This window comes from Hyphomonas sp. GM-8P, from assembly GCF_003263315.1.
In the GTDB taxonomy this organism is placed as follows: Bacteria; Pseudomonadota; Alphaproteobacteria; order Caulobacterales; family Hyphomonadaceae; genus Hyphomonas.
The window spans coordinates 16,102-34,647 of sequence record NZ_AWFE01000056.1; the positions used below are offsets into that span (position 1 = coordinate 16,102).

Here is an 18,546-nt window from a genome sequence, read left to right on the forward strand (position 1 = left end):
CCCTCCTATTTGAGGGCCCATACTGCCAGACCGGCAAGCGCCACGACAAGCCCGAACCAGCCCCACCAGGGCGCAAACGGCTTCTTCGGCGGCGCGGGCGCCTCTTCCAGCTCATGCTCCATGAAGGCTTCGAACCGGTCCATCACTTCCGGCAGGCGTTTCAGGCGATTCGTCACCTCACGAACATTGTCCGAGATGAGCTTCGCGGCGCCCTGCGGGCCGAAGCTGCGGCGGATCCAGCTTTCAACGACGGGTTCGGAGGCGTTCCAGATATTGTGCGCCGGGTCGATGGCGCGCGCGACACCTTCCACCTGCACCATCGTCTTCTGCAGCAGGACAAGTTCCGGGCGTAGCGCCATGCCGAATGTGTGGGTGTAGTCGAACAGCTGCAGCAGCACCCGGCCCATGGAGACTTCCTCGGCCGGTTTGCCATGGATCGGCTCACCAATGGTGCGCAGCGCCTGCGCGAACTCACCCACCGATTGGGACGCCGGAACGTAGCCAGCCTCGAAATGGACTTCCGCGACGCGGACATAATCACGCTTCAGGAAGCCCCACAGGATCTCCGCCAGGAAGCGTCGCTCGGTCATGCCGATCCGGCCAATAATGCCAAAATCGATGAGGGCGATCTTCCCGTCCGGCGTCAGGATGAGATTGCCTTCGTGCATGTCGGCATGGAAGACACCATGCTCGATCGCATTGGTCAGGAAACCGCGGGTGATGTCGTTCGCCAGCGTCTTGCGGTCGATATCCGGCCGGTCCAGCGCGGTGGGGTCGGTCAATGACTTGCCTTCCACCCAGTCCATGGTCAGCACACGGCGGCCTGTCCGGTCCCAGTCGATTTTCGGAACCTGGAAATAGCCATTCTTCTCGCTGAGCGCGCGCATCTCGTCGGCCCCGCCTGCTTCAAGGCGAAGGTCGGTCTCGCGCATCATGGCGGTGGCGATGGTTTCGGTGAAGGCGACCGGCTTCAGGCGGCGGCTCTCGGCGGAGACCCCTTCGATGGTGCGCGCGGCCCGCTTCATGGCCGACAGTTCTTTTGACAGCTGTTCCTCGATCTTCGGGCGCAGGATCTTCACGGCCCGTGCGCCATCGGGCAGGTCCATCCGGTGCACCTGCGCCAATGAAGCGGCAGCCACGGGTTCTGAAAGGTCTGCAAACAGACGGTCTGCTTCTGCAGCGCCAAATTCCGCCACGAGGGCCGCGCGGGCCGCTTTCATGGAGAAAGGCGGCAGTTTGTCTTTCAGATGGTCGAGATCGGAAGTGACTTCGGTACCGAACACGTCCGGCCGCGTGGCGAGGAACTGGCCAAGCTTGATATAGGCCGGGCCCAATCCTTCAAGTGCACGCGCCAGACGCTGACCCGGACGTCCGCGAGCCCCGCCCGTGACCAGACGCAGCGTACCGCCGGCAATGCGCGCCGCCATCGGCAGGCGCGACTGGTAGTCCGCCGGCAGGATCACGTCATGCCGCGCCAGCGCCACCCCGGCCCGCATCAAGCGGCGGTAATCCCCGATCATCCCCATCGTCAGACGGCCCAGCCGAAGTGCAGGGCTGCGATGCCGCCCGAATAATTCGTGACGGACACGTTCGAGAACCCCGCCCCTTCGATCTCGGCACGGAAGGTCTCCTGATCGGGGAACTTCCGGATCGACTCCACGAGATATTGGTAGCTTTCCTTGTCGCCCGCGACGAGGCTGCCCAGCTGCGGGATCACATTGAAGCTGTATTTGTCATACGCCGCCTGCAGGGCGGGCGCCGTCATGTGGCTGAATTCCAGCACGGCGAGACGGCCGCCCGGCTTCAGCACGCGGCGGAATTCCTTCAGGCCGGCCACCCGGTCGGCAAAGTTGCGAATACCGAAAGACACGGTGACCACGTCAAAGCTGTTGTCCGCCCATGGAAGGTTCTGGCCATCGGCGCAGACCCAGTCCAGTCGGCCTTCCCATTTCGCATTGTCGGCACGTGCCTTGCCCGCTTCCAGCATGGCGTCATTGATGTCTGACACGATGGCGGTCGCCGGCTTGTCGATGCCGCGCCGTTTGCCGGCCTTGTCAGCGAGTTCCAGGAAGGCCCGGGCCAGCTCGCCCGTACCGCCCGCCACATCCAGGTGACGCTCACCCGGCTGCGGGTTCACGCGGTTCATCGCATCATGCTTCCACAGTCGGTGCACGCCGGCGGACATGAGGTCGTTCATCAGGTCGTAGCGCGACGCGACGGAACGGAACACGCCTTTGACGCGCGCCACCTTCTCGCTTTCGGTCACCTCTTCGAATCCGAAGGAAACCTTGCGTTCGCCGTCCGGGCGCTCTGTTTCAGGTTCAGCAGACATGCGCGCCACCATAGTTACCCCGTACTGCCTAGGCTATATGCCATAACCATGCCTGAATTACCTGAAGTCGAGACAGTTCGCCGCGGACTCGCCCCCGTCATGGAGGGCCGCACGATCGTATCGCTGACCCAGAACCGGGCAGACCTGCGCTTCCCCTTCCCTGAACGCTTCGCCGAACGGGTGTCTGGGCAGAAGGTTGTGCGCCTCGGGCGTCGGGCAAAATTCCTGACGGTGGAGCTCTCTTCCGGCGAGGTTCTGGTGATGCATCTCGGCATGACCGGACGCTTCACGGTGAGTGGTCATGCGACAGCCGGTTATAAGCACGAAACAGGCACAGATCCGGCCCATGATCATGTCGTTATGGTCCTCGATAGTCATGACATAGTCACCTATAATGACCCCCGCCGGTTCGGCTTCATGGAGCTCTGGCCTGCCGAGCAATTTCAGGCTTATCCACGGTTAATGGCCATGGGTCCGGAGCCGCTGAGCAATCATTTCTCCGCCGCCTATCTCGACACCGCCCTGAAGGACAAGAAGGCCCCGATCAAGGCCGCCCTGCTGGACCAGTCGGTCATCGCTGGCCTTGGAAACATTTATGTTTGCGAGGCGCTGTGGCGGGCAAAGATCTCGCCGAAACGCCTGTCGCAAAGCATCCCCGGCCAGCGCGCCGCGCGGCTTGCCCCGGCCGTCAATGATGTCATCGCCGAGGCCATCGAGGCGGGCGGTTCCTCCATCTCGGATTTCGCCAGCGCCAGCGGGGAGCTCGGCTATTTCCAGCATCGCTTCGCTGTCTATGACCGCGAGGGCCAGCCCTGCCCGGCCTGCGGCGCTACAATCAAACGCCTCGTCCAGTCAGGCCGTTCGACCTTCTACTGCCCGTCCTGCCAGCGCTAACCGCTCAGGTTCAGCCCAGCTGAAGAGTGAGTTCTCTTTACAAACTCACTTTGATCGGCGAGCGTTTGCAAAACACTGGAGGAGGCTTTCGGCATGGCAAACGGTGCAGCTCTGATCATTGGGGCGGGCGATGCGACCGGCGGCGCAATTGCCAAAGCCTTCGCGCGCGAAGGCCTGACGGCCTGTGTCACCCGCCGCCCCCGCAACCTCTCCGATCTCGATGCGCTGGTCGGATCGATTGAGGCCGAAGGCGGCAAGGCCCGCGCCTTCGGCGTTGATGCCCGCAGCGAAGACGAAACCGTCGCCCTGTTCGACCAGGTGGAGGCGGAAGTGGGCCCCATCGAAGCCTGCGTTTTCAATATCGGCGCGAACGTCCACTTCCCGGTCACCGACACGACCAGCCGCGTCTACCACAAGGTCTGGGAGATGGCGGCCTTTGCCGGCTTCCTCACTGGACGCGAAGCCGCCCGCGTCATGAGCCCACGAGCGCGCGGCACGATCATTTTCACCGGCGCCACGGCCGCGATGCGGGGCGGCGCCGGCTTCTCGGCCTTTGCCGGTGCCAAGCACGCGCTCCGGGCGCTTGCCCAGTCGATGGCCCGGGAGCTTGGCCCGAAGGGCATCCATGTGGCCCATGTCGTGATCGATGGCGCCATCGATTCAGCTTTCATCCGGGACATGCTGCCGGACGCCGCTGATCGGCGCGCGCGGGACGGACTGCTCATCCCGGACGAGATTGCAAAGAACTATGTCTGGCTGCACCAGCAGCATCGCTCTGCCTGGACGCACGAACTGGATCTCAGGCCCTGGTGCGAAACCTGGTAAGCCCTAAGCGCCGAGAGCTGGCGCCGAAACAGAGCCTTTCGGGTTCATCACCAGCTGTTTGACGAACTCGACATGGCTGCGCAGGCGGTAGAGGTCGTCGGTATAGGACAGCGGCACGTCCACCGCACCGATCTCTTCCTGCAGCTCCTGCAATTCCTTGACGATCTGCGCCCGCTCTTCCGGGGTTGGCGAAGCCCGCCCTCGGGATTCAAGTTCCCGGATGTCCTTGTACCAGACATAGATTTTCCGCCGCACGCGCCAGCGATAGATCGGCGGCGCTGCACGAACGAGCGGGAACAACAGCGTCAGCAGCGGGATGGCGAGCACCCAGGCCCGGTCGAGGAAGTTGGCAACATCGAACGAGAAATACCGCCGCAGGAAAGACGGGCCATCCCTGTAATACCGCCGGGCCTGGCTGGAGACCGGCAGGTCCGTCGCATCGGGGTCCGGCCAGGTGCCAGCCGCTGACAACAGGGAACCATCCCCATGAATGGCCATCGCGGAATCGATCAGCAACGCTTCGATGGCCGGATGCACATCTTTGCGGATAGCGAGCTGAGCAACCGGAGCGACCAGCGGCACGTCCGCCGACGGAATGTCGGCACCAATATCGACGACGCCGCGCAGCAGTGTGACCGCAGAAAGGGCGTCCTGCCGCCGTGCCAGCGCCGGCGCCCGTTCGAACGGCAGCAATTCCACGGCCGGGTCGCGCAGCATGTCCTGCACATAAGGCGCCTCGACCGATGCTGCGAAAGCCACCGCATCCACCGTGCCGGCACGCAACGCATCGGCCGCTTCGCTACCCGCCAGGGTCAGCTGCGCACTGGCTGGCCAGGTACCACCAAATTCCGATTGCAGGGACAATGCGAGGGAGCGCGTGCCCGATCCGGCCGGCCCAATCGCAAAGCGATAGCCGCGCAGGTCCCCGAACGCGTTGATGCCATTGCCAGCGCGCACGAAGACCCAGAACGGCTCCGGAAACAGGCCGCCCAGCGAGTGCAGCACTTCACGATCCTGCCGTGAGGCAAGGCCACCCTGAACCAGGGCGACGTCCACATCGCCATCGTCGAGGAGCCGAAGATTTTCGATGGATCCTGCCGTGTCGACGAGATCGACCTGCACCCCCTGCTCCTGCAGCAGGCGCTGATACCGCTCGGCAAACGCATGATAGGCGCCGCCGGGCGAGCCAGCCGCAAAGCGGATCTTTTTCGGGGGCGCCGGGTCCATCAGCATCATGGCGGCGATCAGGCCCACGGCGGCCACTGCAATCAGCGGCCAGTACACTTTCAGGAAATCCCGCCAACCTGACATTGCTTCGTCTCCCGCACCGGCTTGATGTCGATTTCTGGTCTAGGCCGGGAACGGGGTGGGATCAACAAGATGAACGAGGTGTCATCGCTGGCCCGGAAATTGCCTTATTCAAGCCGCGCATGGAACCCATTCCGTTTGGAAAGTGTTCATCAAGAGACACCGTCCCCATATCGGGACGGGTAAGGAAACCGGCCAGAAGGATGCCAAGAATGAACGCCCAGACCGCCCTTTCAAGATGGGTCACGCTTGCAACATTTGCAGCGCTGGCGGGCGTGCTGTTCGTTATGGCGTTCGCTCCGCAGCCCTCGCTTTACGCCGGCTGAACGACCTCGCCGCCCACAGGCTGTCAGGCCTTGTGATAAGGCGTTCCCGCAAGAATCGACATCGCCCGGTAAACCTGCTCTGCCAGCATCGCCCGTACGAAACGGTGCGGCCAGGTCTGTGGCCCGAATGCCAGCGTGTCCGGCGCGGATTTGCGCACCGCATCGCCATAACCCTCAGCCCCACCAATCAGGAAAACCAGGTCCGGCGTGCCCTGATCCCGCCAGTTTGCGAGTTTCCCGGCAAAATCGGTTGAGCCCATGGCTGGCCCGAACTCATCAAGGCGCAGAACACGCGCGCCTGCCGGAATTTTTTCGAGGAGGCGTTCGGCTTCGGCATCCAGTCCGCCGCCACTGGCGACTTCGACTTCTTCGATGCCCCGGAAGCCCAATCCACGCGCCACAGGCCGGGCGCGCTTGATGTATTCGTCAGCAAGCTCGCGTTCCGGGCCGGACTTCATCTTGCCGACCACCAGGAAAGTCAGGCGCATGGCGCCTAGTTGGCCTTGCTGCGCATGTTGGCTGAATCTGATGCCCAGATCTTTTCCAGATTATAGAACTCCCGGACTTCAGGCCGGAACAGGTGGACGATCACATCCCCTGTATCGATCAGGACCCAGTCTGCATTCGGCATGCCTTCGACGCTCGCCGGACGGCCGGTGAGTTTCTTCGCTTCCTGTGAAATGTGATCGGCAAGCGCAGCCACGTGGCGACCGGAACGGCCGGACGCGATGATCATGAAATCGGCAAGCGAGGATTTGCCCTGAAGGTCGATGAAGAGAAGATCTTCAGCCTTATCGTCTTCAAGGGACTTTGCGAGAGACTCGGCCACGGCACGGATATCCTCGATGGTGGCCTGCTTTGCGGCCTGGAGCCGCGGAGCGCTGGAAGTCAGGGTTTTCATTCCTTCTGGTTACTCATCCTCACATATTATCACGCGGGGCGCTTCACAACCAGAAGAAACCCGTATTGTCTGTCACCGGTGCGCTGACTGCAGCCTCCGGGCTGCAACCGGCCATCTTGCCAGAATTTCGCCCCAAGCTGCGAGTAGAAGCCGCTACCGTCGCCCGAACGTTCCGGAGTTGCCTATGAAATCCCCCCTTCCCGCTCTCGCCCTGTCCCTGACACTCCTGCTGCCGCTGGGCGGTTGTGTGGTCGCAGCGGTGGGAACGGCGGGCGCTGTCGGACTCACGGCGGCGCAGGACAAGACGATGGGCCAGGCACTGGATGACGCAAACGTGTCCAACCAGATCAAGGCGAAACTCCTGTCTGAAAACACCGAGAAATTCTCCGAGGTGGATGTCGAGGTCGCAAACGGCCTCGTCCTGCTGAGCGGCCGGGTGAATTTTCCGGAAGACCGGGTCAAGGCGGAAGGCATCGCATGGAGCGCTGCCCTCACGAAAGACGTGGCAAACGAGATCAAGATCGAACCGCCGGGCGGCTTCATCGCCAATGTCTCTGACGAGGTCATCACCGGCCGTGTCCGGGCGCGGCTGATCGGCTCCAAAACGGTCAAGAGCCTCAATTTCAACATCGAGACCTATGACGGCATCGTCTATCTCATGGGGACCGCGCGTTCGGCAAAAGAGCTGAAAAAAGCCGCCGAGGAGGCAAGTGTGGTTGCGGGGGTAAAGCAGGTCGTATCCTATGTCCGCCTGCTCGAACCGGAGGTCCATGCGCCGGAACCGGAACTGCAGGGCCAGCCGACCTCTTACCAAAACGCCCCTGATACCTCATATGGGTCGGACGCCGAGCTGCTCGGCGCAAGTTACTGACGGGACGCCCTGCTCGCGTTCCTGCAACCGGGAGCGCCCAATGAGTCTTCGCGTCGCGATCCAGATGGATCCGCTTGAGCACGTCAAAATCGATGGCGACACATCTTTTGCCCTGGCCGAGACGGCGCAGGCCCGTGGCATGGAGCTTTTTGTCTACGGTCCGCAGGATATGAGCCTGGAAGGCACACGCGTGACGGCGCGGGTGCGGCCGGCAAAAGTCCAGCGGGTTCCGGGTGCCCCAGGCGTCTTCGGCGAAGCGGTGACGCTCGACCTCGCAAAGGACGTCGACGTCGTGCTGATGCGTCAGGATCCGCCGTTCGACCTTTCCTACATCACCGCCTGTCACATGCTGGAGCTGATCAGTGGCGAGACGCTGGTGCTGAACGATCCGGCTGGGGTTCGCTCCAGCCCGGAAAAGATTCTGCCGCTCATGTTCCCGGACCTGATGCCGCCGACACTGGTCAGCCGCGACCCGGCGGCAATCGAGGATTTCCGGGAGCGCTACAAGGACATCATCGTCAAGCCGATCTACGGACATGGCGGTGCCGGCGTATTCCGGCTGAAAGAAGACGATTCCAATCTCGACTCCCTGCTTGAGCTATTTTTCTCGAAATCCCGCGAGCCCGTCATGGTGCAGGCCTTCCTTCCGGCGGTCAGCGAGGGCGACAAGCGAATCATGCTGGTCGATGGCAAGGCCGTCGGCGCGCTGAACCGGCGCCCGAAATCCGGTCAGGTGCGCTCAAACCTTGTCGTTGGCGGAACGGCGGAAAAATCCGATCTCAGCGACGCCGACAAGCGGATCTGTGACGCCATCGGCCCTGAACTGCGCAAGCGCGGCCTGGTTCTGACCGGTATCGATGTCATCGGCGGACGGCTGACCGAGATTAACGTCACGTCCCCCACAGGCGTTCAGGCCATCAAGAAATTAAGCGGCATTGATATCCCTGCCATTTTCTGGGACTCTGTGCAGGAGAGGCTTGCAGGCCGCTAGTCTCAGGGACAAGATCAGGGACATGAATATGAAACTTATGACCGTCCTCGCCGTTGCTTCAGCTGCTTTCGCTGGTGTCGCCTGTTCGGAATCGAATTCAAAGGCCTCTCCGGAAACAACTGACACGGTCGCTGTGCAGGAGCCAGCGGGCACGTTGAACCTTTCCCTGCCCGGATCGGTCCAGGAAACCTCCGTTTCCGGCGGCACGCTGAACCTGAACCTTGGCGGCACATCCAGCGAGCCCCGGCTCATCGGATCCGATCAGCTGGGGTCCGTTGATTTCAACAAGGATGTTCCCGGTCCCGTCTTCGCCGGCGAAGACGACGCATTTGCCGCGAGTGAGGATGACGACATCATCCGCCTCGACCCGAACTGATCGCAACGAAGGGACACTGACAATGATTTCCGGATCAAGCCGCAGGCAGCTGCCTGCGGTTTTCCATTTCTGATGCAGGTTTCGAGGCCGGGCTTCTAAAATTTACACGTCCAGGTAGTTATCGGTCCGGTGTTTGCATACCAATTCGATTGCGACATCCAGTACCAGGAAGTCAGACATGCCCAACTTGGCCAATCCGAATGGCTACGAGGCGCGGAAGCCAAACGACGCCGACCGCTACGTGGGTCAGAAAGTGAGACAGGCCCAGCGGGAACTCGGCCTGACCCAGGAAGCGCTTTCCTCCCTGTTGGGGATCACATTCCAGCAGATCCAGAAATACGAGGCCGGTCAGAGCCGTCTCTCTGCGGGACGCCTGCGGGATGTGGCGATGGCCCTCAACAAGCCGATCGACTTTTTCTACGAACCTTTTGTCATTGAACTTCCTGCATCCGGAAAAGCCGAGCGGGACCTGAAGATCATGGGCCTGCGCCGAGACGGCAAACGGCTGATCGACCGGATCGAAAACGACCAGTCCCTGCGCGCCGCAATCCACATTCTCGAAGCTCTTGAACGATCGAGCCAGGCCTCAGTCCTCGTTCCTCGCTTCGTCCTTCAGCCTGTAAACCAGGTCCAATGCCTCCCGGGGTGTCAGGGAATCCGGATCGATATCTTCCAGCAGGCTCGCGAGCCGGTGGCCAGCTCCGGATGGCGCAGGCGCGTCGGCCTCCTCCTCTTCGACACTCAGAGGCGACGCTGCAAACAGCGGCAGGGTTTCGGCCGATGAAGGATCGGTTTCGAGACGCTTCAGGATCTGCGCGGCGCGCGTCACCGCCTTTTTCGGCAGGCCCGCAAGACGCGCAACCTGGACCCCGTAAGACCTGTCGGCAGGCCCTGGTTGTACTTCATGCAGGAAGACCAGATCGTTCTTCCATTCACGGGCCCGCAAAGACGCATTGGCCGCGCCGGCCAAATCATCTGCAAGTCCCGTCAGCTCATGATAGTGCGTGGCAAACAGGGCCCGGCAGCCATTGGTCGAGTGCAGATGTTCGACCGCCGCCCAGGCGATGGCCAGCCCGTCCCAGGTCGACGTGCCCCGGCCGACCTCGTCGAGGATGACAAAGCTGCGGCTGGTCGCCTGGGTCAGGATCGCGGCGGTCTCGACCATCTCCACCATGAAGGTGGACCGTCCGCGCGCCAGATCGTCGGACGCACCCACACGGGAGAAAACACGGTCCGCGAGACCGACCCGGATGCTGCGCGCCGGGACGAACAAACCAGCCTGCGCCAGGATCACTGCAAGCGCCGACTGGCGCAGATAGGTGGACTTGCCGGCCATGTTCGGCCCGGTCACCAGCAGGAGGCGCGGCGCGTCTCCACCATGCGCATCAAGCGTCAGGGCATTGGCGGTAAAGCCCTGCCCCTCCTTTTTGAGCGCGGCTTCGACAACTGGGTGGCGCAGGGCATCTGCTTCGAAGACGGGCGCTTCTTCAATCCGAGGACGGACAGCCTCTGCTTCCAGAGCCCAGGCTGCCGTCGCAGCGGCCACATCCAGTCTGGCAATCGCCCCGGCACTCGCGGACAATTCAGCACTGGCCGCTGACACGCGCGTTGACAGCTCATCAAAGATCGCCAGTTCCCGCGCCTTGGCCTCTTCCTCCGCACGCGAGATCCGTCCGGCAAGGTCCGCCAGTTCGCTGGTCGAAAAGCGGACATTCCCGGCAAGCGTCTGCCGGTGAATGAAGGTCTCCGACCAGGGGGGCGTCATCAATGTGTCGCCGTGCTTTGCCGGCACGTCGACAAAATAGCCGAGCACATTGTTGAACTTGACTTTCAATGCAGAAATACCGGTGTCGCTGGCATAGCGCGCCTGCATCTCCGCAATGATCTTGCGGCTGTCGTCCCGCAACGCCCGGACATCGTCCAGTGCCTTGTCCCATCCGGTTGCAACGAACCCGCCATCTCGTGCGAGAGTTGGCGGACTTTCCTTGATGGCGCGCGCCATGTCCCCTGCAAGTTCCGCAAGGCCAGGCTGGCCTGACAGGTCCAGCTGCTCGCAGGCACGCGCCAGCTGGTCCGGCAATGCGCCGGATTGTTTCAGAAGACCCGCCCCTTCGCTTGCCGCCTGCAGCGCATTGGCAATGGCAAGCAGGTCGCGTGGGCCTCCTCGGCCAAGATTGAGACGCGTCCGGGCACGCTCCAGGTCCGGGGCCTGGCGCAACCGGGCCCTTAGATCCTCAAGTGCAGATGTGTCGTCCACGAACCAAGCCGCAGCATCGAGACGGGCCTCGATCTCCGCCTTGTCGAGTGAAGGCCGTGCGAGGCGGGCCGCCAGAAGGCGCGCGCCGGGCGCGGTAACCGTCCGGTCGATCGTGCCGAGGAGGGATCCGTCACGTCCGCCATTCATGGCCCGGTCGATCTCGAGGCTGGCCCGGGTTGCCGGATCAATCGACAGATGCCCGGATGGATCGGGCCGGCGCGGCGGATCGAGGCGGATCTCGCTGCCTGCCTGTGTCAGCTTCACATAGTCGAGCAGCAGGCCGATGGCGGAAAGCTCGGTACGGCTGAAGTCCCCGAGCGCATCGATGGCGGCGATATCGAAGGCTTCCTTCAGGAGCGCCTCCCCGGTCTTGTGCGTCGCCGCCCGCGCGGGCCGCCACGTGACCGGTGCAGCAGACGCCGCGGTCGCCGAAATGATCGGCGGTTTGCCGCTGTCGGCGTCGGCTGCCAGCAATTCCGACAGCGGCCAGGCCATCAACATGTCGGCGAGTGCAGGCGGGGCGACCGCCGCGACGTCGAATGTGCCTGTCGACACGTCGCAAACGGCGATCGCCGCTTCTGTTCCCCCTGCCCCCAAAGCAATGGCGGCCAGCGCCTGTCCCTGTCGGGCGGGCAGCAAGGCCTCCTCCGTCAGGGTGCCAGGCGTGACGATCCGCACAATCTCCCGGTTCACGATCGCCTTGGAGCCGCGCTTCTTCGCTTCGGCCGGACTTTCGGTCTGTTCGCACACCGCCACACGGCATCCGGCCTTGATCAGACGGGCAAGATATCCTTCGGCCGCATGGTAGGGCACACCGGCCATCGGGATCGGCTTGCCCTCATGTTCCCCGCGCGAGGTGAGCGTGATGTCGAGGATGCGCGCAGCGTCTACGGCATCGTCGAAGAACAGTTCGTAGAAATCTCCCATGCGAAAAAACAAAAGCGCATCGGGTTGCTGCGCTTTAATGGAAAGATATTGCGCCATGAACGGGGTCGGCGCAGAAGTCTTGCTCGCAGGAGAGGAGGTTGCAGTGTCAGCCATGTTGCGCGGACGCTAGCCGTTTGCCAGGGGATTCGCAAAGCATCTGGCCAGCCTTGCTGAAATCGCATGCTTTTCGGTCATTTAGGCAGTTGGCAGCCTCCCCGGTGCGGCCTAGGGTCCGGCCCCAATCGAGAACCGAAACAGACCCGTAGAACAGACCCCAAGTCATGACGTCAAAGCGCCCCAGCTTCACCGATCAGGAAGCCCTTGATTTCCATTCCAAGCCGACCGCCGGCAAGATTTCCATGGCGCCGACCAAGCCCATGGGGACCCAGCGGGACCTGTCGCTGGCATACAGCCCGGGCGTGGCCGTTCCCGTGCTTGCCATCGCAGAGGATGAAGACAAGGCCTATGACTATACGTCAAAGGGCAACATGGTCGCCGTGATCTCAAACGGCACCGCCATTCTCGGCCTTGGCGATCTTGGCCCGATGGCCTCGAAGCCGGTGATGGAAGGCAAGTCCGTCCTGTTCAAGCGCTTCGCCGATATCGACAGTATCGATGTCGAAGTGAATACGAAGGATGCGGAAGATTTCATCCGGACTGTTCGCAACATTGGCGACACATGGGGTGGCATCAATCTGGAAGACATCGGATCTCCGGACTGTTTCGTCATTGAAAGCCGCCTGCGCGAAGAGTTGGACATTCCGGTCTTCCATGACGACCAGCACGGCACGGCCATCATTGCCGCAGCGGGCATCATCAATGCCTGCCATATCACAGGCCGTGACCTGAAAGACGTGAAAGTCGCCGTCTCCGGTGCGGGCGCCGCAGGCCTCTCCTGCGCTGGCCTCATCCGCCATCTTGGCGTGAAGGCGGAAAACATCCTGATGTGCGACTCGACGGGCGTGGTCTATGAAGGCCGCACCGAACGGATGGACCAGTTCAAATCCGCCTTCGCCGTGAAGACGACCAAGCGGACGCTGACCGAAGCCATGGAAGGCGCGGACATTTTCCTCGGCCTGTCGATCAAGGGCGCCGTGACGGCGGACATGGTCAAGAAAATGGCGCCGAACCCGATCATCTTTGCCATGGCCAATCCGGACCCGGAAATCACTCCGGAAGAGATCAAGACCGTCCGTGATGATGCCATCATCGCGACGGGCCGGTCGGACTATCCCAACCAGGTGAACAACGTCCTCGGCTTCCCCTACATCTTCCGCGGCGCGCTCGATGTCCGGGCACGCAGCATCAATGAAGAGATGAAGGTCGCCGCCGCTTACGCTTTGGCGGAACTCGCACGTGAAGACGTGCCGGATGAAGTGGCGGCCGCCTATCACGGATCACGCCCCTCTTTCGGACGGGAGTATATCATCCCCTCTCCGTTCGATCCGCGCCTCATCTCGCACGTCCCGCCCTTCGTGGCGCAGGCCGCCATGGACACCGGCGTTGCCCGCAAACCCATCGCGGACATGGATGCCTACCGTGCCCAGTTGAAGCGCCGCTCCGATCCGGCCGCCGCCTTCCTCGAAGGCGTGCAGGCGCGCTGCAAGGAAGTACAACGGCGGATCGTGTTCGCGGAAGGTGAAGAACCGGCGGTCGTCCGCGCCGCCTACAGCTTCAAGAATCAGGGCCTCGGTCATCCGATCCTGATCGGCCGCGAAGCCCAGGTTGAGCAGACGATGGAAATGATGGGCGTTCCGACCGGATCGCTGGAAATCATCAATGCCCGCCTGTCGGACAATAACCCAGTCTACACGGACATGCTGTATGCCCGCGTTCAGCGCGAGGGCTACCTCAAGCGGGACGTGCAGCGCCTCGTCAACAACGACCGCAACATATTCGGCTCCTGCATGCTGAAGAATGGCGATGCCGACGGCATGGTCACAGGCGTCACCCGCAACTATGATGTTGCCCTGAAAGACGCCCAGATGGTGCTGGACCCGATCCCGGGCCAGGCCGTTATTGGCATGTCGATGGTGATCAACCGCGGCAAGACGGTGTTCATCGCGGACACCAGCGTAACCGAACTGCCGGGCGGGCCGGAGCTTGCCGACATCGCCATTGAGGCAGCGCGCGCCGTTCAATCGGTCGGCTTTATCCCGCGGGTCGCCTTCCTGTCCTATTCCACCTTCGGCAACCCGATGGGCGAACGGGGTGAGAAAGTCCGTGAGGCTGTCGCCATTCTCGACAAGATGGATGGCATTGACTTCGAGTATGAGGGCGACATGTCAGCGGACGTCGCGCTGAATCCGAACCACTGGATGCTGTATCCGTTCTCGCGTCTCAGCGGTCCGGCCAATGTTCTCGTGATGCCAGCCATTCACGCCGCATCGATTTCGACCAAGCTTCTGGAATCGATGAGCCGCGCTACCGTGATCGGCCCGATGCTGCTTGGCCTCGAAAAGCCGGTGCAGATCGCCTCGCTGGGCGCGACGGTCGGGGATATCGTGAACCTCGCCACGATTGCCGCCTATGATGTGGACAATGTTCACGGCTAATCGCCGATGACAAAGCGGACATATCGTCGGGTAAGGACTCGCGGGTCGCGGGTCCTGCCCCTATACTTATTATAGTCTGACACCTTTGGAGGGAGGCCCGAGCGGCATGAAAGAGTATCTGAAATTCTACATCAATGGTGAATGGGTCGATCCCGTGACACCGAAAACGCTCGAAGTCGAGAACCCGGCAACCGAGGAAAACTTTGCCGTCATTTCGCTCGGCTCGAAGGCAGACGTCGACAAGGCCGTGGCCGCCGCCAAGGCAGCCTTCCCGGCCTTCTCGCAGACGACCGTGGAATACCGCGCCGAGCTGCTCGACAAGATCGCAGCAGGCATTCAGGCCCGTCTGCCGGAACTGGCTGAAGCCGTTTCCACCGAAATGGGCGCGCCGATGTGGCTGGCCAATGCAGCCCAGGTGCCGTCCGGCATGGGTCACTTCGCAACGACCGCCGCGATCCTGCGGAACTACAAATGGGAAGAAGTGAAGGGCACGACCCTTTTGCGCAAAGAACCCATCGGTGTTTGCGGCTTCATCACGCCGTGGAACTGGCCGATCAACCAGATCGCCTGCAAAGTGGCCCCGGCCATCGCCGCAGGCTGCACCATGGTGCTGAAGCCGTCTGAAATCGCCCCGATCGACGCCATGATCCTGACTGAAATCATCCATGAGGCCGGCGTGCCGAAAGGCGTGTTCAATCTCGTGAACGGTGACGGCCCGGGCGTCGGCGCAACGCTGTCCGCGCATCCGGATGTCGACATGATGTCCTTCACCGGCTCCACCCGCGCGGGCGTGCTCGTGGCACAGGCCGCAGCACCGACCGTGAAGCGCGTTGCGCAGGAACTGGGCGGCAAGAGCCCGAACATCGTCCTGCCGAGCGCAGACCTGCAGAAGGCTGTCTCCGGCGGTGTCATCCAGATGATGACCAATTCCGGTCAGTCCTGTAACGCCCCGTCCCGGATGTTCGTCCAGAAGGACCAGCAGGACGAAGCGATCGCAATCGCCAAGGCGACCGCTGAGTCCGTGAAGGTTATGATGCCGGCGGAAGCAACCCCTGGTGCCATCGGCCCGATCTCGAATGGCAACCAGTACCAGAAGGTACAGGACCTCATTCAGAAGGGCATCGAAGAAGGCGCAACGCTGGTCGCCGGTGGCCCGGGCCGTCCGGAAGGCTTCAACAAGGGCTACTTCGCCCGCCCGACCGTCTTCGCCAACGTCACCAACGACATGACGATCGCTCGCGAGGAAATCTTCGGACCGGTGCTCTGCATCCTGCCCTACGAGGACGTTGAAGACGCCATCGAAATGGCGAACGACACGGTCTATGGCCTGGCTGGTTATGTGCAGGGCCCTGAAGATGAAGCCAACAAGGTCGCCAATCGCATCCGCGCTGGCCAGATCCAGGTCAATGGCGCACGCCCTGATTTCACGGCGCCGTTCGGTGGCTACGGCCAGTCCGGCAATGGCCGCGAGTGGGGCGAGGAAGGCTTTGAGGAATTCCTCGAGGTCAAGGCAGTGATCGGCTACAAGGCCGCCTGATCCAGCCAGATCCTGAATTCGAAAGGGCGGCCTCGCGGGGCCGCCCTTTTATTATGCGCTGATTTCATCGTCATCGATTATCAGGGTATACTGACAAATCGGAAGATGTCTCCACTCCCGTACGAGACGATATAAAGATTACCGTCCGCATCCTCTCCGAAACTCGACACATTTGAGAGGCTTCCCTGATCCGGAACCAGCTGGTCATTGAGGCGCATCCCGGCTGTCACGGCGACTGTTGAACCATTCACAAGATCTGCTTCCGGGATCGACCAGACATTGCTGTTGACGAAATCTGCAAACACATAGTGATCCCGAATGGCCGCGATGCTTCCGCGATAGACATATCCACCCGTGATCGAATTGCCCTGGTTCGCAGCAGATCCATGGAAGTATTGTGCGACAGGGTGTCGGAAGGACGGATCGTCCGGGCCTTCGTAGATCTCCGTTCCTTCGAGATTGTCCCAGCCGAAATTGACGCCGGGTTCGTTCGTGCCGATCCGGTCGATCTCCTCGACTACGCCCTGGCCGACATCGGCGATGAACAGGTCTCCGGATGCCGCATCGAAGCTGCATCGGAAGGGATTGCGCAGGCCGAGCGCGTAGATTTCAGGCCGCCCGCCCGCTCCGCCCGGATACGCATTCCCGGCAGGTATTGCGTAATTGCGATCGGGATCGGCTGGAAAATCATCCGAGGTCACATCAATCCGCAGCAGCTTTCCGAGCAGGAAGTCAGGGTCCTGCGCCCGCTCAAGCGGATCGCCTGCTCCTCCACCATCGCCCATGGCAACATAGAGCAGGCCGTCCGGGCCGAAATCCAGCCAACCACCATTGTGGTTGTTCCCTTCCTGCGGAATCGTCAGGACCAATTCTTCTGTCGTTGGATCCGCCTGCCCTGGTGAAGTTGTATAAGTCTGGTAACGGCGGATTTCCGTATCTCCCGCCGGGTTGGTGACATTCACGTAGAAAGTCCGGTCAGTCGCGAAATCCGGCGAGAATGTCAGTCCCAGAAGGCCCCGCTCTCCATCGGTGGATATCGATCCGGACACATCCAGAAATGGTACGCTCCTAATTGTGCCGTTCTGCCGATTGAGCAGGCGCGCCAGTCCGCCCTTTTCCAGCACGACAAGCTGCTCGGTGCCGGGCAACTGGATAACGAACAGTGGCGTGGAAAAACCGGATCCGGTGCGCTGCAGGGCAAGTCCTTCCGTCAGATCCGTCACCGTCACGGTTAGGCTGAGCCGTGCGGTCAACCCGCCCGCGTCGCGTGCTTCCAGGGTCAGTCCATAAGTGTTGTCCAAATTCGCATCGAGTGGCGCTTCGAAATCGGGGGGCGAGGCGAAAGCGATCGTCCGCGCCTCCAAGTCGATGGTGAATGCCCCCTCATCCCCGCCAGACACGACACTCAGCGTCACCGCGCCACCATCCGGATCAGACGCACTGACGGTGTAAAATGTGCCGCTCGTGTTTTCGGCGACACTGACACTTGTCGCGCTCGAAAAGACCGGCGGCTGGTTGGCCGGAGGCGCGGTACCATTGCTGCTGCCACCGCCTCCACAAGCAGCCAGGCCGAGCAGACATGTCCCGGTGATCCATTTTGTGACTGCATCACTCAACCGCATACGGCGCCTCCGCGTAATTCACGAAGCGTATACGAGCAGGCCCGGCAGACCAGACAAGAGGTCAAACATAACAACATCTTCATGCCGTCAGCGGCCGGCTGCGACATGGTTCAACTGGCGTTCAGCTACAACGATCCATATAATACACTCAAACGACTGTGCGCCGGAGGTACTCCCAGATGCGGAAACTTGTTCTTCCTGCTGCGATAGCAGCACTTGCCCTGCTTGGTGCCTGCGCGACCGCGACGCCGTACCAGGCGGCCATCGACTCCTCCAGCCGCGGCTATTCCGAACAGCAGATCGAGAACAACCGGTTCCGCGTCCAGTTTGCCGGCAACAGCCTGACAGACCGCAAGACAGTGGAAACCTACCTGCTCTACCGCGCAGCAGAGCTGACCAAACTGAACGGGTATGATCATTTCCGGGTCGTGCACCGGGATACGGACGCGAAAAGCCGGCTGGTGCCGACAGGCGGCGGACCCTACTCGCCATTCTACGATCACTTTTATCTCGACTATTATTATTACGGGCCGAGCGCGGCCTACTATCGCGCCCGGCCCTATTATCCGGATCCATTCTGGCCGCGCTGGGGCTATTACGACCCTTATTGGGGCTCGGCTGAATACAGGGAGTCGACGCGCTACATTGCTTCGGCGGAGATCCTGATGGGCAAAGGGCCAAAGCCTGATGACGCGGCCTATTTCGATGCAGACCAGGTTATCATGAACCTTTCCGGCAGCATCGTGCGCCCGCAACCCTGATCTGGTCTCTGGATTTCACACCGTCAGAATTCGAGTAACCCGCCCCGCCATTCGGAGCGGGCG

15 protein-coding genes and 1 pseudogene are annotated in these 18,546 nt (G+C 61.8%); 9 read left to right on the forward strand and 7 right to left on the reverse strand.

The features are described 5' to 3' along the window. Positions 1-5: 5 nt before the first annotated feature. Both ubiB and HY26_RS04250 read right to left on the reverse strand, forming a co-directional pair. Positions 6-1,520, reverse strand: coding sequence for a 2-polyprenylphenol 6-hydroxylase (ubiB, locus tag HY26_RS04245; RefSeq protein ID WP_233348575.1), 1,515 nt, complete (start codon positions 1,518-1,520; stop codon positions 6-8). A gap of 8 nt (positions 1,521-1,528) precedes the next feature. Continuing rightward, positions 1,529-2,332: a class I SAM-dependent methyltransferase gene (locus HY26_RS04250; RefSeq protein WP_112073043.1), complete on the reverse strand. Its 804-nt coding sequence runs from the start codon at positions 2,330-2,332 to the stop codon at positions 1,529-1,531. A 48-nt stretch (positions 2,333-2,380) separates the two neighbouring features. On the opposite strand from HY26_RS04250, the gene mutM reads away from it, so the two are divergent. Together mutM and HY26_RS04260 are read left to right on the forward strand one after the other, a co-directional pair. Continuing rightward, positions 2,381-3,226 carry a bifunctional DNA-formamidopyrimidine glycosylase/DNA-(apurinic or apyrimidinic site) lyase gene (gene mutM / locus HY26_RS04255; RefSeq protein ID WP_112072997.1) on the forward strand — a complete coding sequence of 282 codons (846 nt, stop codon included), beginning with the start codon at positions 2,381-2,383 and terminating at the stop codon, positions 3,224-3,226. Between the two features lie 93 nt (positions 3,227-3,319). Further along, positions 3,320-4,051 (forward strand): SDR family NAD(P)-dependent oxidoreductase, encoded by a 732-nt coding sequence (locus HY26_RS04260; protein ID WP_112072998.1) that lies wholly within the window; start codon positions 3,320-3,322, stop codon positions 4,049-4,051. 3 nt (positions 4,052-4,054) lie between these two features. On the opposite strand, the gene HY26_RS04265 is transcribed toward HY26_RS04260, so the two are convergent. From HY26_RS04265 to rsfS, 3 genes are all read right to left on the reverse strand, one after another. Further along, entirely contained in the window at positions 4,055-5,362 is a 1,308-nt protein-coding gene (locus HY26_RS04265; protein ID WP_051599525.1) for a TAXI family TRAP transporter solute-binding subunit, read from the reverse strand. A gap of 346 nt (positions 5,363-5,708) precedes the next feature. Further along, entirely contained in the window at positions 5,709-6,173 is a 465-nt protein-coding gene (locus HY26_RS04270) for a 23S rRNA (pseudouridine(1915)-N(3))-methyltransferase RlmH (RefSeq protein ID WP_112072999.1), read from the reverse strand. Positions 6,174-6,178: 5 nt separating this feature from the next. After that, positions 6,179-6,586, reverse strand: coding sequence for a ribosome silencing factor (rsfS, locus tag HY26_RS04275; RefSeq protein WP_112073000.1), 408 nt, complete (start codon positions 6,584-6,586; stop codon positions 6,179-6,181). 184 nt (positions 6,587-6,770) lie between these two features. Between rsfS and HY26_RS04280 the strand changes: the two genes are divergently transcribed. The 4 genes and pseudogenes from HY26_RS04280 to HY26_RS19390 all read left to right on the forward strand — a co-directional run. Further along, positions 6,771-7,457 carry a BON domain-containing protein gene (locus tag HY26_RS04280; RefSeq protein ID WP_034761601.1) on the forward strand — a complete coding sequence of 229 codons (687 nt, stop codon included), beginning with the start codon at positions 6,771-6,773 and terminating at the stop codon, positions 7,455-7,457. Between the two features lie 40 nt (positions 7,458-7,497). Then, positions 7,498-8,448, forward strand: coding sequence for a glutathione synthase (gene gshB, locus HY26_RS04285; RefSeq protein WP_034761599.1), 951 nt, complete (start codon positions 7,498-7,500; stop codon positions 8,446-8,448). A gap of 22 nt (positions 8,449-8,470) precedes the next feature. Beyond that, positions 8,471-8,824, forward strand: coding sequence for a hypothetical protein (locus tag HY26_RS04290; protein ID WP_112073001.1), 354 nt, complete (start codon positions 8,471-8,473; stop codon positions 8,822-8,824). Between the two features lie 178 nt (positions 8,825-9,002). Continuing rightward, a pseudogene (locus tag HY26_RS19390) lies at positions 9,003-9,182 on the forward strand (helix-turn-helix domain-containing protein); the annotation flags it as partial. A gap of 228 nt (positions 9,183-9,410) precedes the next feature. Here HY26_RS19390 and mutS read toward each other — a convergent pair. Further along, entirely contained in the window at positions 9,411-12,122 is a 2,712-nt protein-coding gene (mutS, locus tag HY26_RS04300) for a DNA mismatch repair protein MutS (protein ID WP_233351533.1), read from the reverse strand. A gap of 167 nt (positions 12,123-12,289) precedes the next feature. On the opposite strand from mutS, the gene HY26_RS04305 reads away from it, so the two are divergent. Both HY26_RS04305 and HY26_RS04310 read left to right on the forward strand, forming a co-directional pair. Then, complete coding sequence (locus HY26_RS04305; RefSeq protein ID WP_112073004.1) at positions 12,290-14,563, forward strand: NADP-dependent malic enzyme; 2,274 nt, start codon at positions 12,290-12,292, stop codon at positions 14,561-14,563. A gap of 106 nt (positions 14,564-14,669) precedes the next feature. Continuing rightward, positions 14,670-16,100, forward strand: a complete 1,431-nt coding sequence (locus HY26_RS04310) for an aldehyde dehydrogenase family protein (RefSeq protein WP_034761589.1) — start codon at positions 14,670-14,672, stop codon at positions 16,098-16,100. 80 nt (positions 16,101-16,180) lie between these two features. On the opposite strand, the gene HY26_RS04315 is transcribed toward HY26_RS04310, so the two are convergent. Beyond that, entirely contained in the window at positions 16,181-17,716 is a 1,536-nt protein-coding gene (locus HY26_RS04315) for a PQQ-dependent sugar dehydrogenase (RefSeq protein WP_158531417.1), read from the reverse strand. 185 nt (positions 17,717-17,901) lie between these two features. Between HY26_RS04315 and HY26_RS04320 the strand changes: the two genes are divergently transcribed. After that, positions 17,902-18,483, forward strand: coding sequence for a hypothetical protein (locus HY26_RS04320; RefSeq protein ID WP_034761587.1), 582 nt, complete (start codon positions 17,902-17,904; stop codon positions 18,481-18,483). Positions 18,484-18,546 lie beyond the last annotated feature (63 nt).